At 70.3% G+C, this 21,762-nt stretch carries 16 protein-coding genes; 8 read left to right on the top strand and 8 right to left on the bottom strand.

Features of this window, described 5'->3' with window-relative positions:
- Positions 1–56: 56 nt before the first annotated feature.
- From ACFVDI_RS17190 to ACFVDI_RS17180, 3 genes are read right to left on the bottom strand one after another with little or no spacing between them, the layout of a single operon-like run.
- Positions 57–1,397: an ABC transporter substrate-binding protein gene (locus ACFVDI_RS17190; RefSeq protein WP_378907107.1), complete on the bottom strand. Its 1,341-nt coding sequence runs from the start codon at positions 1,395–1,397 to the stop codon at positions 57–59.
- A gap of 16 nt (positions 1,398–1,413) precedes the next feature.
- Positions 1,414–2,274, bottom strand: coding sequence for a carbohydrate ABC transporter permease (locus ACFVDI_RS17185; RefSeq protein WP_378907105.1), 861 nt, complete (start codon positions 2,272–2,274; stop codon positions 1,414–1,416).
- An 8-nt stretch (positions 2,275–2,282) separates the two neighbouring features.
- Positions 2,283–3,230 (bottom strand): carbohydrate ABC transporter permease, encoded by a 948-nt coding sequence (locus tag ACFVDI_RS17180; RefSeq protein ID WP_378907103.1) that lies wholly within the window; start codon positions 3,228–3,230, stop codon positions 2,283–2,285.
- A 107-nt stretch (positions 3,231–3,337) separates the two neighbouring features.
- On the opposite strand from ACFVDI_RS17180, the gene ACFVDI_RS17175 reads away from it, so the two are divergent.
- From ACFVDI_RS17175 to ACFVDI_RS17155, 5 genes are all read left to right on the top strand, one after another.
- Positions 3,338–4,378 carry a LacI family DNA-binding transcriptional regulator gene (locus ACFVDI_RS17175; protein WP_378907101.1) on the top strand — a complete coding sequence of 347 codons (1,041 nt, stop codon included), beginning with the start codon at positions 3,338–3,340 and terminating at the stop codon, positions 4,376–4,378.
- The gene (locus ACFVDI_RS17170) at positions 4,375–6,432 is read left to right on the top strand and encodes a beta-galactosidase (protein ID WP_378907099.1); all 2,058 of its coding nucleotides are present in this window, start codon (positions 4,375–4,377) and stop codon (positions 6,430–6,432) included. Before ACFVDI_RS17175 ends, ACFVDI_RS17170 begins: the two co-directional genes overlap by 4 nt.
- A complete protein-coding gene (locus ACFVDI_RS17165) occupies positions 6,429–7,934 on the top strand; it encodes an alpha-N-arabinofuranosidase (RefSeq protein ID WP_378907097.1) in 1,506 nt (501 codons plus the stop codon). Before ACFVDI_RS17170 ends, ACFVDI_RS17165 begins: the two co-directional genes overlap by 4 nt.
- Positions 7,935–7,965: 31 nt before the next feature.
- Entirely contained in the window at positions 7,966–10,128 is a 2,163-nt protein-coding gene (locus ACFVDI_RS17160; protein WP_378907095.1) for an alpha-galactosidase, read from the top strand.
- Between the two features lie 158 nt (positions 10,129–10,286).
- Positions 10,287–11,105 (top strand): substrate-binding periplasmic protein, encoded by an 819-nt coding sequence (locus ACFVDI_RS17155; protein WP_378907093.1) that lies wholly within the window; start codon positions 10,287–10,289, stop codon positions 11,103–11,105.
- Between the two features lie 55 nt (positions 11,106–11,160).
- Here ACFVDI_RS17155 and ACFVDI_RS17150 read toward each other — a convergent pair whose 3' ends face one another.
- Positions 11,161–11,814 carry a YdcF family protein gene (locus ACFVDI_RS17150; protein WP_378907091.1) on the bottom strand — a complete coding sequence of 218 codons (654 nt, stop codon included), beginning with the start codon at positions 11,812–11,814 and terminating at the stop codon, positions 11,161–11,163.
- A gap of 370 nt (positions 11,815–12,184) precedes the next feature.
- Here ACFVDI_RS17150 and ACFVDI_RS17145 point away from each other — a divergent pair, with 370 nt between their 5' ends.
- Together ACFVDI_RS17145 and ACFVDI_RS17140 are read left to right on the top strand one after the other, a co-directional pair.
- On the top strand, positions 12,185–12,508 hold the full coding sequence (locus ACFVDI_RS17145; RefSeq protein WP_378907089.1) for a hypothetical protein: 324 nt from the start codon (positions 12,185–12,187) through the stop codon (positions 12,506–12,508).
- 359 nt (positions 12,509–12,867) lie between these two features.
- Positions 12,868–13,185 (top strand): hypothetical protein, encoded by a 318-nt coding sequence (locus ACFVDI_RS17140; RefSeq protein WP_378907087.1) that lies wholly within the window; start codon positions 12,868–12,870, stop codon positions 13,183–13,185.
- 419 nt (positions 13,186–13,604) lie between these two features.
- Here the strand turns inward: ACFVDI_RS17140 and ACFVDI_RS17135 are convergent, their stop codons facing one another.
- The 3 genes from ACFVDI_RS17135 to ACFVDI_RS17125 all read right to left on the bottom strand — a co-directional run bounded on the left by ACFVDI_RS17135 (position 13,605) and on the right by ACFVDI_RS17125 (position 20,302).
- Positions 13,605–19,130 carry a carboxyl transferase domain-containing protein gene (locus tag ACFVDI_RS17135; RefSeq protein WP_378907085.1) on the bottom strand — a complete coding sequence of 1,842 codons (5,526 nt, stop codon included), beginning with the start codon at positions 19,128–19,130 and terminating at the stop codon, positions 13,605–13,607.
- A gap of 159 nt (positions 19,131–19,289) precedes the next feature.
- On the bottom strand, positions 19,290–19,910 hold the full coding sequence (locus ACFVDI_RS17130; protein WP_378907083.1) for a hypothetical protein: 621 nt from the start codon (positions 19,908–19,910) through the stop codon (positions 19,290–19,292).
- Positions 19,907–20,302: an isomerase gene (locus ACFVDI_RS17125; RefSeq protein WP_378907081.1), complete on the bottom strand. Its 396-nt coding sequence runs from the start codon at positions 20,300–20,302 to the stop codon at positions 19,907–19,909. Before ACFVDI_RS17125 ends, ACFVDI_RS17130 begins: the two co-directional genes overlap by 4 nt.
- Positions 20,303–20,417: 115 nt before the next feature.
- Between ACFVDI_RS17125 and ACFVDI_RS17120 the strand changes: the two genes are divergently transcribed.
- The gene (locus tag ACFVDI_RS17120; protein WP_378907079.1) at positions 20,418–21,212 is read left to right on the top strand and encodes a helix-turn-helix domain-containing protein; all 795 of its coding nucleotides are present in this window, start codon (positions 20,418–20,420) and stop codon (positions 21,210–21,212) included.
- On the opposite strand, the gene ACFVDI_RS17115 is transcribed toward ACFVDI_RS17120, so the two are convergent.
- Positions 21,187–21,645, bottom strand: a complete 459-nt coding sequence (locus ACFVDI_RS17115) for an agglutinin cell wall attachment protein (RefSeq protein WP_328532172.1) — start codon at positions 21,643–21,645, stop codon at positions 21,187–21,189. The two genes, ACFVDI_RS17120 and ACFVDI_RS17115, sit on opposite strands and share 26 nt — an antisense overlap.
- Positions 21,646–21,762 lie beyond the last annotated feature (117 nt).

The following is a 21,762-nucleotide window of genomic DNA, read 5'->3' as shown; positions in this document are numbered from 1 at the left end:
CTCCGCGACGTGCGGCGGCTGTCGGTCCGGTCAGTCGTGGGTCAGTCAGTCGTGGGTCAGTCGACGCTAAAGCCCTGCTCGTCGCCGTACTTCACGAGCGCTTCCTGCCAGGCCGTCAGGCCGCCCTCGAGGGCGGCGTGGGTCTGGTAGGACTTGCCGACGGTGTCGCCGTAGATCGTGTCGGCGTACAGCTGGTAGGGCAGGTACTGCCAGCCTTCGACCACCTGCGTGGCCGCTTCGGTGAGCACCTGGTTGACCTGCTGGCCACCGAAGTAGTCGAGCTTCTTGTCGACGAACGCCGGGTCCTGCAGGTCCGCGACCGTGGCCGGGAAGCCACCGCTCTCCAGGAACGGCTCGACGCCCTCGTCGTGGTTGAGCCAGCGTACGAACGCCGCCGCCAGCGCGGGGTTCTTGCTCTGCTCCAGCACGGACTGGGTGCCGCCGCCGTTCTCGGCGGTCGCCGGCTGGCCGTCGTACGTGGGCATCGGTGCGGCCCGCCACTTGCCCGCACCGTCCGGCACGGACTGCTCGAACACGCCGGGCGCCCAGGCGCCGAGCGGGATGGACGCGATGGTCCCGTCACCGAGTGCCTTGTACCACTCCTCGGTCCAGCCCGGGATGGAGCAGGCCAGCTCGTCCTCGATGAGCTGGTTCCACACGCCCGTCCACTTCAGCGTGCCCTCGTCCTGCAGATCGATCGTGACGTTCTCGCCCTCGGACTTGAACGGCGTGCCACCGGCCTGCCAGATCATGCTGGTGGTGAAGCCGGCCTCACCGCTGTCGTTGGTGATGCACTGCGAGGGGTTCTCCTTCTTGATGGTCCGGGCGGCCTCGACGTACTCGTCCCAGGTCTTCGGCACCTCGAGCTCGTGCTCGTCGAAGACCTCCTGGTTGTAGAAGAGCGCCATCGGACCGGAGTCCTGCGGCAGCCCGTAGAGGCCCTCGCCGGCCTGCACCGAGGCCCAGGTCGACGGCGTGTAGTCCGACTCGAACTCGTCGAAGCCGTACTGGCGCAGGTCGACCAGGTCGCCGGGCAGCGCGAACTGCGGGAGGGCCTTGTACTCGATCTGCACCACGTCGGGGCCGCCGGAACCGGCCTTGATCGCGTTCTGCAGCTTCGTGTAGTGGTCGTTGCCGGTGCCGGCGTTGACCAGCTTCACCTCGACGTTCGGGTACTGGTCCTCGAACGCCGCCACCTGGGCCTCGGCGGACGGGGTCCACGTCCAGTAGGTGATGGTGCCCCCTTCCTCGAGGGCGGCATCGAGGTCCGCGGCCGTGCCTTCGCCTCCGCTGCCCGCGTCGTCCGAGCCGCAGCCGGCGAGCACGGAGGCGGCCGTGAGGGCTGCCGCGACAAGGGCGATCCGGCGGCGGGCTCTGCGCCCACTGATGATCAACATGTCGTTCCTTTCGTTTTCACTGTTTGACGCTTCCCGCGCTCAGGCCGGACTGCCAGAACCGCTGGAGGAGGATGAAGGCGATGACGAGCGGGACGATGGTCAGCAGGGATCCCGTGACCACCAGGTTGTAGACGGGCTGCGCGTTGGCGCCCGTCGCCTGGGCGCTCCACTGGGTGAGACCCACGGTGAGCGGGTAGAGCTTCGGCTCGCTCAGCATGATCAGTGGCAGGAAGTAGTTGTTCCAGGTCGAGACCACGGCGAACAGCAGCACCGTGACGATGCCAGGAGCGAGCAGGCGCAGCGTGACCGTGAAGAAGATCCGGATCTCGCCGGCGCCGTCGATGCGCGCCGCCTCGAGCAGCTCGTCCGGCACGGCGTCCGCGGCGTAGACCCACATCAGGTAGAGGCCGAACGGGCTGATCAGCGAGGGGATGATGATCGCCCAGACCGTGTTCGTGAGCCCCATGTTCGAGAACATCAGGAACGTCGGCACGGCGAGCGCGGTGCCGGGCACGGCGACCGCGCCGATGATGACGGCGAAGACCGTCCGGCGTCCGGGGAAGCGGTACTTGGCCAGGCCGTAGCCTGCCGCGGTGGCCAGCAGCGTCGCGCCGCCGGCACCCACGACGACGTAGAGAAGGGTGTTCGCCAGCCAGCGCAGGAAGATGCCGTCGCGGTAGGTCAGCGTGTCCCGGATGTTGCTGAAGAACGCGAACTCGTCGCCGACCCACAGCCCGGGACTCGAGAACAGATCCTCCTGTGTCTTGGTGGCGCTCAGGATCAGCCACACCAGCGGCACCAGCGTGTAGACGAGGAACAGCGCCATCAGCACGGTCAGCAGCGGCGATCGTCGCGGCGCCAGCGGCGACGTGCTCACCCGGCCCGTCATTTCATCGCCTCTCGTGAGCCGCGGAGCTGGACGGCGTACGCGATGACCGCGGTCAGCAGACCCATCACGATCGCGACCGTCGCCGAGTAGTTGTACTGCTGCCCGCCGAAGGACAGGTTGTAGGCGTACAGGTTCGGTGTGTAGTAGGTCGTGATGACGTTGGGTTCCAGCGTGCGCAGGATGTTCGGCTCGTTGAAGAGCTGGAACGTCCCGATGATGGAGAAGATCGTGGCGATCAGGATGGCCCCGCGCAGGGCCGGGATCTTGATCGAGAGCACGGTCCGCAGCGGCCCGGCACCGTCGAGCGCGGCGGCCTCGTAGAGCTCGCCGGGCACGGTGCGCAGCGCGGAGTAGAAGATCAGCATGTTGTAGCCCACGAACTCCCAGGTCACGATGTTGGCGATCGAGGCGAGCATCCAGTTGCTGCTCAGCGGCACGATCGAGGTGCCGAACAGGTCGTTGAGGTCGGCGGCCAGCCCGAAGTTGGTGCCGTACATGAAGCCCCACATCAGGACGGCCACGACGCCGGGAACGGCGTACGGCAGGAAGATCACGAGCCGGAAGAAGCTCGTCGCGTAGAGCCGGGCGCTGTCGATGGCCAGCGCGGCCACCAGGGCGAGGGCGAGCATGATCGGCACCTGTACGACGAAGAACAGCAGCACTCGCAGCGAGCCGTCCCAGAACTTGTCGTCGGTGAACACGTCGACGTAGTTGTCCAGACCGACGAACTCCGTGGTGCCGAAGAACGCCTGCGCGCGGAAGAGGCTGAGGTAGGCGGCGTAGCCGATCGGCGCCAGGAAGGTCAGCGCGAAGACCGCCAGGAACGGGCCGACGAAGATCCACCCCTTCGTGTCGGTGCGCGACCACCGGCGACCGGGAACCGGTTGTCGCGCGCCGCCACGGGTCTCCCCGCGGCTCTCCAGCTGGGTCACGCCCTGGGACACGGTCCCGCCTCCTTTCACCGCCTTTCGGTGGCGGCCTGTTAACGTCATGTACAGTGACGTACGACACATGTTGACGTCAACAGGTTGGCGGAAGGATTATTCGGCCCATGGCGACAGACAGCACGGCCGCAGGACCAGTGACACGGCGAGGGGCCTCCCAGGCCGACGTCGCTCGGATCGCTGGGGTCTCGGGACAGACGGTCTCACGGGTCGCGAACGGCGCCCGCTATGTCGACCCGGCCACCCGGGAGCGGGTGCTGTCCGCGATGCGCGAGGTCGGCTACCGGCCCAACCGGGCCGCCCGAGCGCTGCGCAGCGGACGCTTCCAGAGCATCGGCGTCATCGCGTTCGAGCTCTCCAGCGTCGGCACCACCCACACCCTCGACGCGATCGCGGCCGCCGCCACCGAGACCGGCTACGCCATCAACCTGCTGCCGGTGCTGGACGCCACCCAGGACGCTGTCCGAGCGGCGTTCGACCAGCTCGGCGAGCAGGCTGTGGACGGCATCATCATCCAGGTCGAGACGCACCGGCTCGACGGCGTCGCCGTGCCGGAGGGACTGCCGGTGGTCGTGGTCGACTCGAGCGCTCAGTACGACTACCCGATCGTCGACAACGACCAGGCCCACGGCGCACGGTTGGCCACCGAGCACCTGCTCGACCTCGGGCACGAGACCGTCTGGCACGTCGGCGGGCCCGAGCTGTCCTACTCCGCGCGGCGCCGCCGGGCATCGTGGCAGGGGACGCTCGAGGCCCACGGTCGAACGGTGCCACCGGTGCTGCCGGGCGACTGGTCGACCGCAAGCGGCTACGAGGCCGGCCTCCGGCTGGCCGACAACGAGGAGGTGACCGCGGTGTTCACCGCGAACGACCAGATGGCCCTGGGCCTGCTGCGAGCCCTGCACGAGCGCGGTCGCCGGGTCCCCGAGGACGTCAGCGTCGTCGGCTTCGACGACATGGAGGAGGCGGCGTACTTCTGGCCGCCGTTGACCACCGTCCACCAGTCGTTCGACGAGGTCGGCCGGGGCGCGGTCGATGCCCTGATCCGGCAGATCCAGTCCGGTGAGCACGAGCACCAGGAGGTCCTGGTGCCGCCCCGGCTGGTCGTCCGGGCCAGCACCGCCGCGCCCCGCGGGACGACCGCATGAGCCGGCGATCGCACCGGTGGGTGCGGTGGCCCGAGCCGCTCGCGACCGAGAACGCTCGCGGGCCGCTCGGCTTCGGGGCCGACTACAACCCCGACCAGTGGAGCCGGGAGGTGTGGGACGAGGACGTCCGGCTGATGCGTCAGGCGGGGGTCAACATCGTCTCCCTCGGGATCTTCTCCTGGGCCCGCCTGCAACCGACCGCGGACACCTGGGACTTCGCCTGGCTCGACGAGGTGATGGACCTCCTGCACGCCCACGGCATCGCCGTCGACCTCGCCACCGCGACCGCGTCGCCGCCGCCCTGGTTGAGCGCCGCACACCCGGAGATCCTGCCGGTCACGCGCACCGGCGAGACCCTGTGGCCGGGCGCCCGGCAGCACTGGCGGCCGACGTCACCGGTGTTCCGGCAGCACGCGCTGGCGGTCGTCGAGATGATCGCGAGCCGGTACACCCACCACCCGGCGCTCGCCGCCTGGCACGTCTCCAACGAGCTCGGGTGCCACAACCTCTACGACTACTCCGACGACGCCGCGGCGGCCTTCCGCACCTGGCTGTCGCAGCGGTACGGCGACCTCGACGGGCTCAACCACGCCTGGGGCACCGCCTTCTGGTCGCAGCGCTACAGCGACTGGAGCCAGGTGCTGCCGCCGCGGCTGACGCCCACTATTCCCAACCCGACCCACCAGCTCGACTTCAAGAGGTTCTCCTCCGACGCTCTCAAGGACTATCTGCGCGCGGAGCGGGAGATCCTCGACCGGCTGACCCCCGACGTACCGGTGACCACGAACTTCATGGTGATGTCGCACTTCGACGGGATCGACTACGCCGACTGGGCGGCCGAGGTCGACTTCGTCTCCAACGACCACTACGTGCTGGTCGACGACCGCGCCCGCGACGAGCTGTCGTTCTCGGCCAACCTGACCGGCGGCATCGCCGGCGGTGAGCCGTGGTTCCTGATGGAGCACTCGACCAGCGCGGTCAACTGGCGTGCGATCAACCCGCCCAAGGCCGACGGCGCGCTGGTGCGCGACTCGCTCACGCACGTGGCGCACGGTGCGGACGCCGTCTGCTTCTTCCAGTGGCGGCAGTCCGTGGCCGGTGCGGAGAAGTACCACTCGGCGATGCTGCCCCATGCCGGCGAGGACAGCGACGTCTATCGGACGGTGGTCCGACTGGGCGGGCACCTCGAGCGGCTCGCCCCCGTCGTCGGGTCGCGGCGCCGGCAGGCCCGGGCCGCGATCCTCTTCGACATCGAGTCGTCGTGGACCCTCGACCTGGAGGCCAACCCGAGCGCTGCGGTGAGCCATCGTGCGGAGGCTCTCGACTGGTACGCCGCGTTCCTGGCGCTCGGCGTCCGGGCCGACGTTCTGCCCGTCGGCGCGCCGCTCGACGGGTACGACGTCGTGGTGGCGCCGGTGGTGCACGTGACGCCGGCCGCGACCGCCGACCGGCTGAGGGAGTTCGTCGCCCGAGGTGGCCACCTGATCACGACCTACTTCTCCGGGATCGTGGACGAGAACAACCATGTGTTCGCGGGTGGCTACCCGGGTGCGCTGCGCGACCTGCTCGGCATCCGCATCGAGGAGTTCGGGCCGCTCCTGGACGGTGACGAGGTGGTCCTCGACGACGGCGGCGTCGGGACGCTGTGGACCGACCGGATCACCGCTGCTCCCGGCACGGAGGTCCTCGCGACGTACAAGACCGGTCTGCAGGCGGGCCGCCCGGCGGTGACCCGACGAGCGGTCGACCCCGGCTCGGCGACGTACGTCTCGACGCGGTTGGGCGCGGATGGTCTCGAGCCGCTGCTGGCCCGACTGCTGGCGGCCGCCGGGGTGGACAGCGAGCTGCCCGAGGCGCTTCGCGGCCGGGTGGAGCTCGCCATCCGTACGGACGGCGAGCGGGAGTTCTGGTTCCTGGTCAACCGGACCGACGACGTGGTCGACCTCGGCGAGCCGGTCGACCTCGGCGACCTGGTGTTCTCCTCGGGTGCCGATCACGGCGACACCGAGCTGGCGGGCTCCGCGGTGGCCGTTTTCACCCGGGCCGCCCGATGACCGGCACGACCCGCCCCGTACGCGTCCGGCTGGACCGGCAGCGTGACCGAGGTCCGCTCGACCCCCGCCTGTTCGGCAGCTTCGTCGAGCACCTGGGGCGTTGCGTCTACACCGGGATCTACGAACCGGGGCACCCGACGGCCGACGATCACGGCTTCCGGCGCGACGTCGAGGAGCTGGTCGGTGAGCTCGGCCCGACCCTGGTCCGCTACCCGGGTGGCAACTTCGTCTCCGGCTACCGCTGGGAGGACGGCATCGGCCCGCGCGAGGATCGGCCGCGTCGGCTCGACCTCGCCTGGCGCTCGATCGAGAGCAACCAGGTCGGCACCGACGACTTCCTCGCCTGGGCGGAGCGCAACCGGCTGACGCCGATGATGGCGGTCAACCTGGGCACCCGCGGGATCCAGGCCGCGGCCGATCTCGTCGAATACTGCAACCTGCCCTCGGGCACGCACTGGTCGGACCTGCGCCGGCAGCACGGCCGCGAGCAGCCGTACGGCGTCGGCCTGTGGTGTCTGGGCAACGAGATGGACGGCCCCTGGCAGATCGGGCACCGGTCCGCCGCGGAGTACGGACAGCTGGCCGCCGAGGCCGGAAAGGCGATGAAGCTGGTCGACCCCGGCATCGAGCTGGTCGCCTGCGGCAGCTCCAACCACACCATGCCGACCTTCGGCTACTGGGAGTCGGAGGTGCTCGAGCACGCCTGGGACGTCGTCGATCACATCTCCATGCACGCCTACTACGAGGAGCGGGACGGCGACCGGCGCAGCTTCCTGGCCTCCGGCGCCGACATGGACGCGTTCATCGACGGCGTCGTCGCCACCATCGACGCGGTCGCCGCGCGCAGGCACAGCAGCAAGCGGATCGGCATCGCGTTCGACGAGTGGAACGTCTGGTACCAGTCGCGGTTCAACGACGAGGGGCTCCCGCAGATCACCGAGGCGGGTCGGCTGCTCGAGGACGACTACAGCGCCCTCGACGCCGTGGTGGTCGGCGACCTGCTGATCTCTCTGCTCAACCACGCCGACCGGGTGCGGATCGCCTGCCAGGCCCAGCTGGTCAACGTGATCGCCCCGATCCGCACCGAGCCGGGCGGAGCCGCCTGGCGGCAGCCGACCTTCCATCCGTTCGCCGCGGTCGCCGCTGCCGCGCGTGGTGCCGTCCTGACCGCCGAGGTGGACTGCGCGACGCTCCCCACCGACCGGTACGGCGAGGTCCCGATCGTCACCGCCGCCGCCACCCACGACCCGGACACGGGCGCGTGGTCGGTCTTCCTGACCAACCGCTCGGCCACCCCGACCGAGACCGGTCTCGACCTCCACGGGCTGACGGCACACGTCGCGCCCTCCGCGCGCTCCCTCACGGCCGGTGACCCCGCGGGTTCGCACGCCGCGCTCACCGCGACCGACCTCTCCCACGGCGCGGGCGACACGCTCTCGCTGGTCCTGCCCCCGGAGTCCTGGACGGTTGTCGAAGCACGTCCGGACGCCCGGCTCGGCTGACCTGACGTACCACCGAATGACGAGGAGTCCCATGACCCACGCGTCCCCCGCGACCGCCCGCGCCCGTGGCGTGCACCTGCGCCGCGGCGACACCAGCCTGGTGGTCCGGCTGGACTCCACCGAGCTCCCCTGCATCCTGCACTGGGGACCGGACCTCGGCGAGACCGCGGCCGAGCACGTACCCGACCTCCTCCGCTCGCTGGAGATGCCGAGCCTCGACGGGGCGATCTACCAGCACTCGTGGGCCTCCGTGCTGCCGCAGCAGACCAGTGGCTGGGTGGGTCGTCCGGGTCTGCTGGGCAGCCGCGACGGCCAGGCTTGGGCGCTCACCTTCGACTCGGTGGACCACACGGTCACCGAGTCGGCCGCCTGCACCCGGCTCACCAGCGTCGCGCTGGACGGGCCGGCCGGCGTGGAGGTGACCACCGAGATCGAGCTGTTCGGCAACGGTCTGCTGCGCCTGCGTGCCTGCGTACGGAACCTGGCGGAGACGCCGTACGAGGTGACGCTGCTCGAGCCGGCGCTGCCGGTGCCGGGCGAGGCCGACGAGCTCCTGGACATGGCGGGGCGCCACGCCCACGAGCGCACCCCGCAGCGCCACGCGTTCACCCAGGGACAGCATGTCCGCGAGGCCTGGGGCGGACGTCCCGGCCACGACTCGGCCACCGTGCTGTGTGCCGGCCGGCCCGGGTTCGGCTTCCGTGCCGGTCGGGTCTGGGGTGTCCACCTCGGCTGGAGCGGCAACCAGGTGCTCTGCGCCGAGAGCTCCTTCACCGGCTGGAAGTTGCTGCGCGGAGGCGAGCTGCTCATGCCCGGCGAGATCGTCCTGGGCCACGACGAGACGTACGCCTCGCCCTGGCTCTACGCCTCCTGGGGCGAGGGGCTCGACGCCTTCTCGGGCCGCTTCCACGAGCACCTGAGGGCGCGGGACGCGCACCCGCGGCGCGAGCGACCCGTGCTTCTCAACACCTGGGAAGCGGTCTACTTCGACATGGACACCGACAAGCTCATCGAGCTCGCCGAGCGTGCTGCCGAGCTGGGCATCGAGCGGTACGTCCTCGACGACGGCTGGTTCAAGGGTCGGCGCGACGCCACGAGCTCGCTGGGTGACTGGTTGGTGGACGAGGACGTGTTCCCGGACGGCCTCACCCCGCTGGTGAAGACCGTGCAGGGTCTGGGCATGGAGTTCGGGATGTGGTTCGAGCCCGAGATGGTCAGCCTCGACTCCGACGTGGCCCGGGAGCATCCCGAGTGGATCCTCGGCACCCATGCCGGTCCCGGCATCAGCTCGCGCGACCAGCACGTCCTCGACCTCTCGAACCCGGACGCCTGGGACCACGTGTTCGGCCAGATCTCGGCGCTGGTGGACCGCTACGGCATCGCCTACATCAAGTGGGACCACAACCGAGCGCTGACCGGCGCGGGCCGCGGCCGGGACCACCGGCCCGCGGTCCACCTGCAGACACTCGCGGCCTATCGCCTCATGGACGCGCTCCGTGCCGAGCATCCCGGGCTCGAGATCGAGTCCTGCTGCGGCGGTGGCGGGCGCCTCGACCTGGGAGTCCTCGAGCGGACCGACCGGGCCTGGGTCTCCGACTGCATCGACGCGCACGAAGGGCACCGCTTGGTCCGGTGGACCGGCCTGACCCTCCCGCCCGAGCTGATGGGCACCCATGTGGGGTCGAGCACCGACCACACCACCGGCCGCCAGCACACCCTGCGCTTCCGTGCCGGCACCGCCATCTGGGGACATCTCGGCGTCGAGTGGGACCTCACCGCCATGTCGGACGCGGACCGCGAGGAGCTCCGGGCCTGGATCGCGCTGCACAAGCGGTTCCGTGGGCTGCTCCACTCCGGCCGCGTCGTACGGGCGGACCCCGTGCCCGACGGCCTCCAGCTGGACGGTGTGGTCGCCCGTGACGGACGCGAGGCGCTGTTCCGGGTGTCGGCGCTCGACCACACCCTGGGCCAGCCCGCCGGCCGCATCCGGTTCCCCGGCCTGATCCCGGAGGCTGCGTACCGGGTGACGCCCGTGCCTCTCTCGGTGTCACCAAAGAACCGCCCGCGACCCGCGTGGTACCACGGCGGCACGGTGCTGAGCGGCCGGCTGCTCGACGAGGTCGGCATCATCGCGCCCCTGCTGGAGGCCGACGACCTGGTCATCGTGCACCTGGCCGCGGAGGCGGCGTCGTGACCCTCGGCCCCTGGGATTCATCTCTCGTTTGCGCCGTGTTGGTCTGGCCACGCTCCACATGACGTACGCGTCCTGTTGTCTGACACACGCCTCACCGCTCGGGCCCGCATGCCAGCCATCGCCAGGTGCCACCGCCCCCAGCAACAGGACTCCCCCACATGAATCAGATCAAGTTGGTCGTCGCCGGCGCCGTGGTCCTCCTGGCCGCGATCGCCTTCAGCGGACACTTCTCTGACCCCGCACCCTCCGCCACCGGCAAGGCGAGCGCCGCAGCCGCCAGCAGCAACACCCTTCGGATCGGTGTCGACAGCACCGAGCCCGTCTACTACCAGAGCGGCGGCGAGACCTTGGGGTTCGACTACGAGATGGCGCGCAGCGTCGCCGAAGGGATGGGCGTCGAGCCCGAGTTCGTGGCGATGGACTTCAACGAGCTCTTCCCGGCCCTGCGAGCGGGGAAGATCGACATGATCGGTGCCCAGGTCACGAAGACCTCAGCGCTCGAGCGGGAGTTCGACTTCAGCGCGCCGTACTTCTCGACGTACGTCGCCTTCCTCACCCCCGAGGGATCACCCATCCGCACACGCCGTGATGTCGACGGGAAGAAGATCGCGGTCGTCGGCGGCGCCATCCAGGAGTCCTACCTGCGCGACACGTACCACGACGTCGAGATCGTCAGGGCGCCGAAGGTCGGCGCCGCCGTCGAGATGATCGAGCGCGGCGAGGCCGACGCGTTGTTCCACGGAGCCCCTTACGCTCGCTCCATCATCGACAGCGCCCCCATCGTCCTCGAAGAGCCGATCGTCTACCAGGTCGACGACGCCCCGATCGGCTTCGTCATCCGCTCCGGCGACCAGCGCAAGGCACAGATCGACGAGGTCCTGAAGGACATGGTCCTCAGCGGCGAGTGGCTGAAGATCAAGACCGCCTACTTCGAGGCCGACCCGCTCTCCGACGTGTTCCGCGACAAGGGCGCCTGACCCTCTGGCCCGACGACATCATGGTCGGCGGCGACGGTGGTGCGCAATGCATGCGTCAGACCGACTCGGCCACCAGGCGACTCGTGTAGCCGGCCGCGACCAGGCGCTCGTACGCGGCCAAGGTCCTGTCGTCGATCTCCTGCGGCGTCGCGAACCCCTTCGCCGCGTACACCCACAGGCGCTGGGTGTCGCCGACGAGCATGTCCAGCACTCGCTTCTCGCTGCCGATCGACGCGATATACGCGCCCAACTCCTGGCTGCGAGCCGAGCACACGACATCCAGCCCCGGCCACAGCTTCTGAGCCGTCGCGTACGCCCGCCGCTGCTGATACGGGCGGCTGATCAAGGTCGCGCTCGCCACACTGATCTCGTGCTCGGCGAGGAGGTCACGGCTGTACGTCAGGTTCTCGCCGGTGTTGGTCGCACAGGGCTCGATGAGGATCGAGCTGCGCGGCACTCCCAGCTCCTCGGCACGCTCCGCGAAATGGACCGCCTCGCCGCGCGGGAAGTCCTTCACCGTCGTCGGCGCGTTAGCCCCGGTAAAGACGATCAGCGGGAATCGACCGGCCCGGAAGAGGTCCGCGGTGTGCTCGGCCACCCCGATGTCATGGCTGCCCAGCGCGATTGCCACATCGGTTGGCCGAGGCTCATCAGGAACTTGATGGAAATCCCACAACACACGGGCATCATCAAGCGCGGTCGATGGCATCGGCTCAGTCTGCCATGCGAATCCGCCAGCGATTCCTGATCACTCTCGGGCTCCGACCCCGGGGCCGCAACGAACCGACAGATCGACCTCATCACCGGGATCTCGTGATCGCCACTTGGCCCATGCCAGTGCCTCACATCGCCCAGAAGGGCTACCGCCTGGTCCGGGCCGAGTGCCACCCCGACCGTGATCCGGTACCAGGCCACCGACGCGCGAGTGCCTGACATGTGCCCATGGACCCTCCGTGCGGGGCACTCCGACCCTGGGCCGGTCGAGGGCGCAGGCCGAGGCTGGGACGAGACGAGACCTAGAAGGGAGCACTGTCATGGAGTGGGATCTGGGACTTCAAGGACTGGCTGTGCTCGGTGCCATGTCGCTCGGCTTCGGAGTGGTCGCCGGATTGGTCGTGGGCAAGGATGTGGCTCACCGGCTGTGGGCGGCCGCGATCACGACCATCGCGTGCTTCGGCGTCGGGTTGATCACCAGCGAAATGCTGTTCGGCTGGGCCACCGAGGAGGAGTTGCAGCCGAACATCGACGGGTTGTCACGTGACGAGGTGCTCCTGTCCAGCGTGCTCACCACCATCGTGGTGGTGCTGGTGATGCGGTACCTCCGGCGCCGGGCGGGAGGCCAGAAGCGGCACGGTGACTGGCATGTGATCGGCCGCAGTCACGGGCGCCACCACCACGCGTGAGAGGCCCTGTCCGGTGAGGCCAGCGCCCCGGAGTGCCCGCCAGGCGTGGGCCCGGCTAGACCCACGCATGCGATGCGACGGGTCGTGGAGCGAGCGCAGTCCTCAACCTGGGCCAAGGCCAAGGCGTGGTCCGGACGCGAGTACAAGGTCGGGCCCAACTTCAGGATCGCCCCGCTCGGCAACAGAACCGGGCACCCGACCGGCCGGTATCCCCACTACCACCGGCGAGTCGTTGATGACACAGGCGTTACGCTGCCGGGCCAGGGTATTGGGCGGCATCGCCCCTGGGACAAGAAGTCAACCGACACGAGTTTGTGGGGTCGTTTCTGATGCAAGCGCAAGCTGTTACACCGCCAATCGTGATCGATGACCACGGCGACATCAGCCTCTACCCGACGGTCGAGGCGGCGTCCATGGAAATCGAAGCGGTCGACGTGCTCGATGCGGTGTACGAGGCGTTCGACAGCCGTGGCCGCCGCTTGTGCCTTCTCGTGGTCGAGGGGCTCGTCTCGATTCGGCTTGATCCGAAGTCCGTGCCGGAGCCGGACGAACTCCTACGTAGGCTGCGACACTTCATCGCTCGCGTGGGGGCCGATCGAGTAGGTGTGGACAACGTCGAGTCTGTGTCGCTCGACGTTGCAGTGCTCGCACTCGCCCGGTTCTTTCACATCACGTGACACACCAATAAAGGTCGGTGTGACCGGTCTTAGCACGCCGGAGAGGCGGAGGAGGGCCTCGCCCGCGCGGCCTCAACTCGTTCGCCGGAGCGCTGGCGTTGGTTCACGCCCACATCTGTCTGATCGGCCGGAATCTGGCGTCCTACCGCTCCGGCGGCCACCCCGTTAGTCTGCGAGGAAGGCCACCAGAGCGTAGGCAGTGCCGATCGCTCCTCCCCCAACTCTCGGATCCATGCTGATCCAACAAGTCGAGGGCGTCATCACACTCCGTGCCGACGGCAACGACGTCGACAGCGACCACGCGATCGAGATCGCCGGCGGCTGCCTTCGCCTGTGTGGCTGCGACCAGGCCGAAGCCACACAGGCGATACGTCGAGCGACAGCTCTTCAGGATCAGCTGAGGCTCGGGGCGAGCGCCGTCACTCCTTGCGCCACGCCCGCTCGATGACCTCGATCACCTTGGGCCGCAGGTCGCTGGCCGCGATGACCTCGTCGACCGAGCCGACCTCGACGGCACGGTGGATGTTGTGCACGCCGTCGAACTCGGCGGCGACCTCGGCGATCTTGTCGGCCCGCAGCTGGGCGCGGAGCTCGGCGAGCTCGACGACGAGCTCGCCGCGTTCGCCGTCCTCGGCGTGGTCGATACGCTCCTCGAGCGCGGCGACGCGTGGGTCGGCCGCGGCCCGCTTGGAGACCTCGGCGGCGAACACGACGGCGGCCGCGGGGGCGCCACCGAGGACCGAGGCGTACGAGCCCTCGATGGCCAGGACGGTCATCGACGGGTTCAGGTGCTTGGAGAAGACCACGAACGCGCCGCCGTGGTAGCGGGAGACGACGCAGAAGACGATCGGGCCCTGGAAGTTGACGATCGCGCGGCCGATCTCGGCGCCGTACTCGAGCTGCAGGTTGCGCATCGACTCCGGGGAGCCGTCGAAGCCGGACAGGTTGGCGAGCACGACCAGCGGGCGGTTGCCCGAGGCCGCGTTGATCGCGCGCGCGACCTTCTTCGAGGACCGCGGGAACAGGGTGCCCGCGGTGTAGGTGTCCGGACCGTCGGTGGGAGGGAAGCCGGCGCGCGGCACCGGCTTGGACTCGATGCCGACCAGGCTGACCGGGTAGCCGCCGATCCGGGTGTCGACGACCACCGCGGTGTCGGCGTCGGCCATGCCGGCCCAGCGCTCGAGCATCTCGTGGTCGGCGTCGGCCAGCGCCCGCATCACGGTGCGGATGTCGAAGGGTCGCTTGCGGTCGGGATTGTGCTCGGCCGAGAAGATCTCGCCGACGCATGTGAAGTCGCCCGGGTGCGGGAAGGTCGACACGTCGCGGTGGCTCGGGTCGGCCGTGGCCGCGCGGCGCGGCCCGCTCTCGCCGGGAACCACGTAGGTGTGCTCGTAGTGCGACATCAGCACCCGGAAGGCGCCGGCCAGGTCGGGCACCCAGTACTGCGCCTGACCGTTCGGGCCCATCACCCGGTCGTAGCCGCCGATGCCGTGGTTGTCCTCGGCCGACACCCCGCCGGAGAAGTCGAGCGACTGCTTGCCGGTGAGCACCATCGCGCTGTCCGGCGTCATCACCAGGATGCCCTTGGTGTGCATCAGCATCGTCGCCTCGGCGTTCCAGTAGGGCTGGGCGCCGACGTTGATCCCGGCGACGACGATGTTGATCTCGCCGCCGTCCTGGGTGAACTGGACGATCCGGCGCAGCGCGGCGGCGACCCAGTCCATGTTCTCGGTGCCGCTCTCCATCGAGATCCGGGCACCGGCCGAGACCGCGAACCACTCGACGGGGACCTGCATCCGCTCGGCGAGATCGATGGCCGCGATCACCCGGGCGCACTCGGGCTCCGAGAGCGCGCCGAGCGACTTGAGCGGGTCGCCGCAGAGTACGACGCGGGTGATGCCCTCGGGGTAGAGCGTGCTCGGGGTGGTGACGACGGCGACGATGATGCCGGCCTTGTTGAGCCCGGGGGCACGGTCGACTGGTGCGAGCTTGCCGGAGTCGTCGAGGTCGTGCTCGACGACCGTGCCGCCCGCGGCCAGGGCGCGCTGGAGCTCATAGGGGTAGACAAGACCGCGGCGTCGGGCGCGGAGCACCTTGGCGGCGTACTCGTCCAGCGGGGCGAGGGGCTCGGTCGGCGGTTCGATGACGTCGGCGACGACGCCCGCGCCCGGCTGGGCGTGGAAGCGGATCGCCAGCCGGGTCGGCTCGCCGCCGTCCGGGGATGCCACGCGGCCCTCGGCGAGGACCTCCTCGATCCCCGCGCCTTCGCTGAGCGGGGTGATCTTGTTCTGCAGCGCGGTGATCTGGTCGAGGTCGGCCTCGACGACCGGCCACACCGTCACCCAGACGTGGTTGACGTCGAGCTTGGTGCCCTCGCGGCCTCGGGCGGTGCGTACACGGCGGATCGCCTCGAGGCAGTTCTCCACGGCACGCTCCACGTGCGGCAGCGCGATCACGCGGCCCTCGTCGTCGCGGACCACGGCGAGCTGGCGGGCCTGGGCAGCCGCGACGAGCCGGCGGTCGGCGGGGTTGGCCCGGGCGACGCACTCGTAGAGCAGTACGTCGTCGGGCGCCGCGAGCCGGGTGACGTGAAACTCGCTGAGGCGCCACAGGTTGAGCCGGCGACCGACCATCGGGTGCATGCCCCGGACCAGCGAGTCCTCGACCAGCTCGGCGGTCGGGACGTGCGGGGCGCCGTCCTCGTGGTGGCGGTAGGTGAAGTAGTCGATCGGCTGCGGCGCGGGATGGCAGACCGCGACCGTGACGCGGCGGGCACGGCGGGCGAACTCCTGCCCGGCCAGCATCGTGGCGAGCTCGGCGGAGGCCTGGTCCGGATCAGCGGGCGCGCCCGTCCAGCGCAGGTAGATCTCGACGACATCGTCGTGGTCGGAGGTCATCGCCGAGGTGATGGCGGTGGCGAGCGGGCCGTCGGGGTCGCCGAGCTCGGTCACGTCGCCGATGGTGGAGACCACCCGGGTCGCGCCCTTGTCGTCGGTGGCGTACTCAGCATGCGCCACCGGGCGTCCGTCACCATCACCAGAGCCGGTGCCGGTGACTGTCAGGTCGTGCAGGTGGTAGTCGCGGTAGTGCCGCCGGATCAGCACCTCCAGCAGTGGCTCGCGCTCGGGAAGCCCCTCGACCAGCCGGTCGCGGAGGAAGCCGACCAGCGGCTCGGGGACGGCCGCCAGCGCGTCGATGCGGGCGGCCCGGTCGGGGGCGTCCGGGTCGGTGAGGGCGGCGACCTCGGCCGGTACGCCCTCCAGCACGGCGCGACGCTCGTCATCGACCGCCGGCTGGTCGAACCAGCCGAATCGGACCGAGCGGGCCAGGTCGCCGACGACCGCGAACCGGAGCTGGGTGGCGCGCACCATCCGCTCGAGCAGCGCGCGGACGGCGGCGGCGTACTCGGTGGCCGGCGGCGGGTCGCCGAGCCAGCGCTGCAGCACCCCGATCGCGACGTCGACGTCACCGGGATGCTGCTGGGCGAGGAAGATGCGGAACACCGCGCGCTCGAGCTCGGGCGTACGTTCCAGGTCGGTCACCCCGTAGTGCGCGAGCACCCGCTGCAGCTTGTCCCGGAAGTGGTCCGGGAGCGCGCCCCGGTCGGGGTCCAGGCTGCGCAGATAGGTGTGGAAGAACTCCCGCGAGCTGTGCACGCGCAGCTCGGTGGACGGCTCGTCCCCGGCCGGGCGGTTGCGGCTGAGCTCGGCGAAGTCGGTGAACAGCGCCAGCAGGTCCATCTCGGCTCGGAGGGTGTCGGCGGGCGCACCGGCGGAGCGGGAGGCCAGGTGGGCGGCGAGCAGCGCCGGGCGCTGGTCCTCCTCGACGTCGTAGCCGAGCAGCAGGCTGCTCAGGTCGGCCATCGCGCCGTTGGTGCGGCCCTCCGTGGTCGGCGCGGGCAGGTCGAGGTCGGCCAGGCTGACACCGCTCGCCTGCTCTCCCTCGGCCCCGTCGGTCGGCTCGAGGCGCAGCAGCGGCGCTGCGGTCTCGACCTGGCTCCCGACCCGGACCAGGAGCTCCTTGACCCGGCCGGTGAACGGCGCGGTCAGCGCGGTCTCCATCTTCATCGACTCGAGCACCAGCACCGGATGACCGGCTTCCACCTCGTCGCCGACGGCGAGCGGGGTGGAGACGACGAGCGCCGGCGCGGGCGAACGCAGCATGCCGCCCTCGTCGCGGCTGACCCGGTGCATCACGTCGTCGACCTCGACCAGGTGGACCGGGCCGTGGGTGGCGGTCACCAGCCGGTAGCGGTGGCCGTCGACGGTGAGCCGGCCGTGCACCTCGTCGATCCGCTCGAGGGTGGCGGTGAGGGTGCGCCGCTCTCCCCCGGCCGTGATGGTGACCTGGTAGCGGGCGGGTCCGGACTGCCGCACGGTCAGGGCGTACGTCGCCCCGCGCAGCTTGAGCTCGATGGTGCGGGCAGGGTCGTGCTGGATCTGCGGCCGGCCGCCCTGGGCGGTCTGGAGCATGCGGGCGATCTCGCTGCGCTCGGCCTCGTCGTAGCCCTCGATCGCAGCGGCGACGAGTGCGATGCCGGCGTGCCGGGCGGCCTGCAGCCGCCCCTCGCCGCGCACCCGGTCGATCCACCCGGTGTCGGCCCAGGTCGGGCTGCCGGCGGTGACCTCGGGCTGGTCGAGGAGGTCGAGGATGAAGCTCTTGTTGGTGGCCCCGCCGTCGATGATGACGGTGGTCTCCCCCATCGCCCGGCGCAGCCGCGCCAGTGCCTGCTCGCGGTCGGCACCCCAGGCGATCACCTTGGCGATCATCGAGTCGAAGTCGGCCGGGATGGTGTCACCCTCCGCCACCCCCGTGTCGACCCGGATGCCCGGTCCCGCAGGGAACTCGAGGCGGCTGATCCGGCCCGGGGCGGGTGCGAAGTCGCGGTCCGGGTCCTCGGCGTTGAGCCGGGCCTCGACCGCGTGGCCCCGCTCGGACGGCCGGTCGCCGGTGAGCGGTAGGCCGGAGGCCACCTGGATCTGCAGCGCGACCAGGTCGGTGCCGGTCACGACCTCGGTGATCGGGTGCTCGACCTGGAGGCGGGTGTTGACCTCGAGGAACGCGAACGTCTTCTCGCCCGGGTGGTAGAGGAACTCGACGGTGCCGGCGCCGGCATAGCCGACGGCGTTGGCGAGTCGCTCGGCCGACGCCTTGAGGTCGGCCGCCTGGTCATCGGTCAGCAGCGGGGAGGACGACTCCTCGATGACCTTCTGGTTGCGCCGCTGCACCGAGCAGTCACGTACGCCGATCGCCCAGGCGGTGCCCTGGCCGTCGGCGATCACCTGGACCTCGACGTGGCGTGCGTCGGTGACCAGCTTCTCGAGGAACACGACGCCGCTGCCGAACGCCCGCTCCGCCTCGTCCCGGGTGCGCTGGTAGGCCTCGGCGAGCTCGGCGCCGGAGGTGACCTTCCGGATGCCGCGACCGCCGCCACCGGCGGTGGCCTTGAGCATGAGCGGATAGCCGATCTTCTCGGCGCTGGCGAGCGCCTCCTCGAGCGTGTCGACTCCACCGCGGCTCCACGGAGCCACCGGGACGCCGACCTCCTCGGCGATCAGCTTCGACCCGATCTTGTCGCCCAGCTTGCGCATCGCCTCGGCGCTGGGACCGATGAAGGTGACACCCAGCCGGTCGCAGAGCTCGGCGAAGGCGGGGTCCTCGGCGACGAAGCCCCAGCCGACCCAGGCGGCGTCCGCCCGGGATTCGACCAATGCCTGCTCGAGGACGGCGAGATCGAGGTAGGGGCGGTCCGCCGCGGCGCCCAGCAGGTGGGTCTCGTCGGCCTCGCGTACGAACGCCGCTCCGGCGTCGACGTCGGTGTGCAGCGCAATGGTGCGGATCGTCCCTTCGGACGATCCCCGCGCGTTGAGGTCGCGGACGGCATGGATCAGACGCATCGCGGCTTCACCGCGGTTGACGATGGCAATTCGAGAGACCTGTGGCACGGTGCAGACCTTGTCATCTGGCGCCGCTCCTGTGACCGCTCGACTCCGACAGGCTTCGCGGGGATTCCTTGTGAACACCGGCCAGCGACACGGCCGAAACGGCCTCCCGCCGGGCGCCGCCGCTGCCGCGATGTCATGGGTGCCGCGGTGTCGTCCTGGTCACACCACCTGCCTGACGTACGCGTCCCGGCAGGCCTGCGCACAGAACCCGACGGTGACGCCGTGGTCCTCGACGGTGATCGCCCCCTTGCCGAGCTTGACCGTCATCCCGCAGACCGGGTCGACGACCATGCCCTCCGGCAGATCGATCTCGCCGGCATCCGCCCGGGCCCGGAACTCGGCGGTCATCGTCGCCAGCACGTCGTCGGCCGTGGCCGGCCTGCCGTCGAGACCGATGCTGCCGTCGGCGACTCCGGCGACGTCGATCCACAGATCTCCGACCGACCTCTCCCAGCCGTGCCGGGCGTCGAGGCGGCGTACGGCACGACGCAGCCAGCCGATCGCGTGCCGTGCCGTCTCGTCCCGCCAGCGGTCGGGCACCGTCATGGTGATCCACAACGGCGGCGTCGCGCCCGGCTGCCAGGGGCCGTCGCCGGTCGTCCAGCCGTTGAGCGCCAGGAACCCGACGTGAGTCATCGCTCGCGCCCGCCTCATCGTCTCCTCGGGGACCTCCACAGGCAGCTCGTCGCCGACCAGTCCGGCGGTGATGTCACCGGCGAGCTGGGCGCGGTCCTCGCCGTCCAGCGCGCCGACTGGGCAGCGGATCTCGATCAGGTTCACGCCGCACCGCCGTGGTGCTCGGCCGCGTCGACCGGCGCTGCGACGACCGGCGCACGGTCGACGAAGGTGGTCACGCCGGTGATCCGTCCGTCCGCGTCGGTGACGAGCACGTCGGTGCCCTCGGCGAAGGAGGTGCCGCCGACGCGGAGCTCCCAGGCCAGGCGGGCCCGGTCGTGATGGGTCTCGGGCTCGGCGCGGGCGAGGAACTCGTAGGCCCCGACGTTCTCCACGAACGTCCGGGTGAACCCGACGAGCGCCTCGACGCCGACCAGGTCCGCGTTCGGGGCGACGTAGCTGACATCGGGGGCGAACAGCTGGGCACCGACCCGGCGCTGCGGCTCGCCGGGCTCGGTGTTCCAGAACCTCACGTACGTCTCGATGGTCTCGGTCATGGTGCTCTCCTGCGTCTCGGGAACTGACCTGACCACGGTGGCGCCGGCGCGGGCGGCCTGTCGATTACCTGCCAGGTAGTTGTGATCCGCACCTGCCGACGGCAACCTGAGCGACATGACGGTGGCTGCGGAGGTGCCTGTGGGCGAGCTGGTACGACGCTGGCGCGAGCGGCGGCGCCGCTCCCAGCTGGACGTGTCGATCGCCGCCGAGCTGTCGGCCCGGCATCTCAGCTTCATCGAGACCGGGCGGGCCAGACCGAGCCGCGACATGATCGAGCGGCTGTGCGACGAGCTCGACATCCCCTTGCGGGACCGCAACGCCCTGCACCTGGCGGCGGGATTCGCCCCGGCGTACCGGGAACGGCCGCTACCCGACCTGGGTGTGGCCAGGACCGCGGTGGAGACGGTGCTGTCCGGTCACGAGCCCAATCCCGCGCTGGCCGTCAACGTCCGCTGGGAGCTGCTGGCGGCCAACCGGTCCATGCAGCGCTTCCTCGGCGACGTCGACGAGGCGCTGCTCGAGCCGCCGGTGAACGTGCTGCGCGCGACACTGCATCCCGACGGTCTGGCACCGAGGATCCGCAACTTCGTCCAGTGGCGGGCGCACGCCGTCCGCCGGGTCCGGCGTCAGCTGGAGCGCACCGCCGCCGAGGGCCTGGCCGACCTGCTGGCCGAGATCGAGTCCTACCCGGTGCCCTCCGGCGCCGACCTCAGCGCCTCGACGGACGACAACGACCTGGTGGTGCCCATGCACCTCGCCTCCGACGGCGGAGACCTGGCGTTCCACTATGCGCTCACGGTCTTCGGCGCCGCGCGCGACGTGACCTTGGACGAGATCGCGATCGAGACCTTCTTCCCCGCCGACCGGGCGACCGCGGACGCGCTCAGAGCGTCCGGCGGGCGCCGTTGACCTTCTGGCGGAGCCAGGCGGGCACGCGCTCCTCGTCACGCGGGAACGTCTCGAGGTCGAGCGCGTACAGCCCCGGGTGGGCCGGCCAGCGCCAGACCGGCTCGTCGTCGTAGTTGAAGACGACCTTCGTCGAGTTCTTCTCCCCTTCGCCCTCGCCGCTGGCGATGGTCCAGCGGGCGGAGAACCAGGCGCCCCGGCCCGGCTCGTACATCACCCGCCGGAGCTCGTCGGTCAGCGCGAGGATGGTCTCAGGCGGCCGGGCGTAGGCGAAGCTGCCGTCCGGTCGGTGCACATCGATGCGTCCGGTGAAGAACATGGACAGGTTGCGATGGTTGAAGACCAACGTGGACCAGTCGCCCTCGACCTCGTCGGCGAGGTGGAGGGCGATCTCATCGATGAGCTGTTCCTGTCTGACCACAGGAGGAACGGTCATGCCCGCCAACCTACTACCGCTGTCGACCGCAATCCGGGACCATTGTCCCGGGGTCCGGCACATTGAGGTGTTTCCCACGCCCCAGCACGGACATATCGAGCAGCAGCGGCGGGTACC

The sequence above is a fragment of the Nocardioides sp. NPDC057767 genome, assembly GCF_042798275.1.
Lineage (GTDB): Bacteria > Actinomycetota > Actinomycetes > Propionibacteriales > Nocardioidaceae > Nocardioides.
The sequence above is the reverse complement of the archived record's forward strand: the minus strand, read 5'-3'. Positions and strand labels throughout refer to the sequence as shown.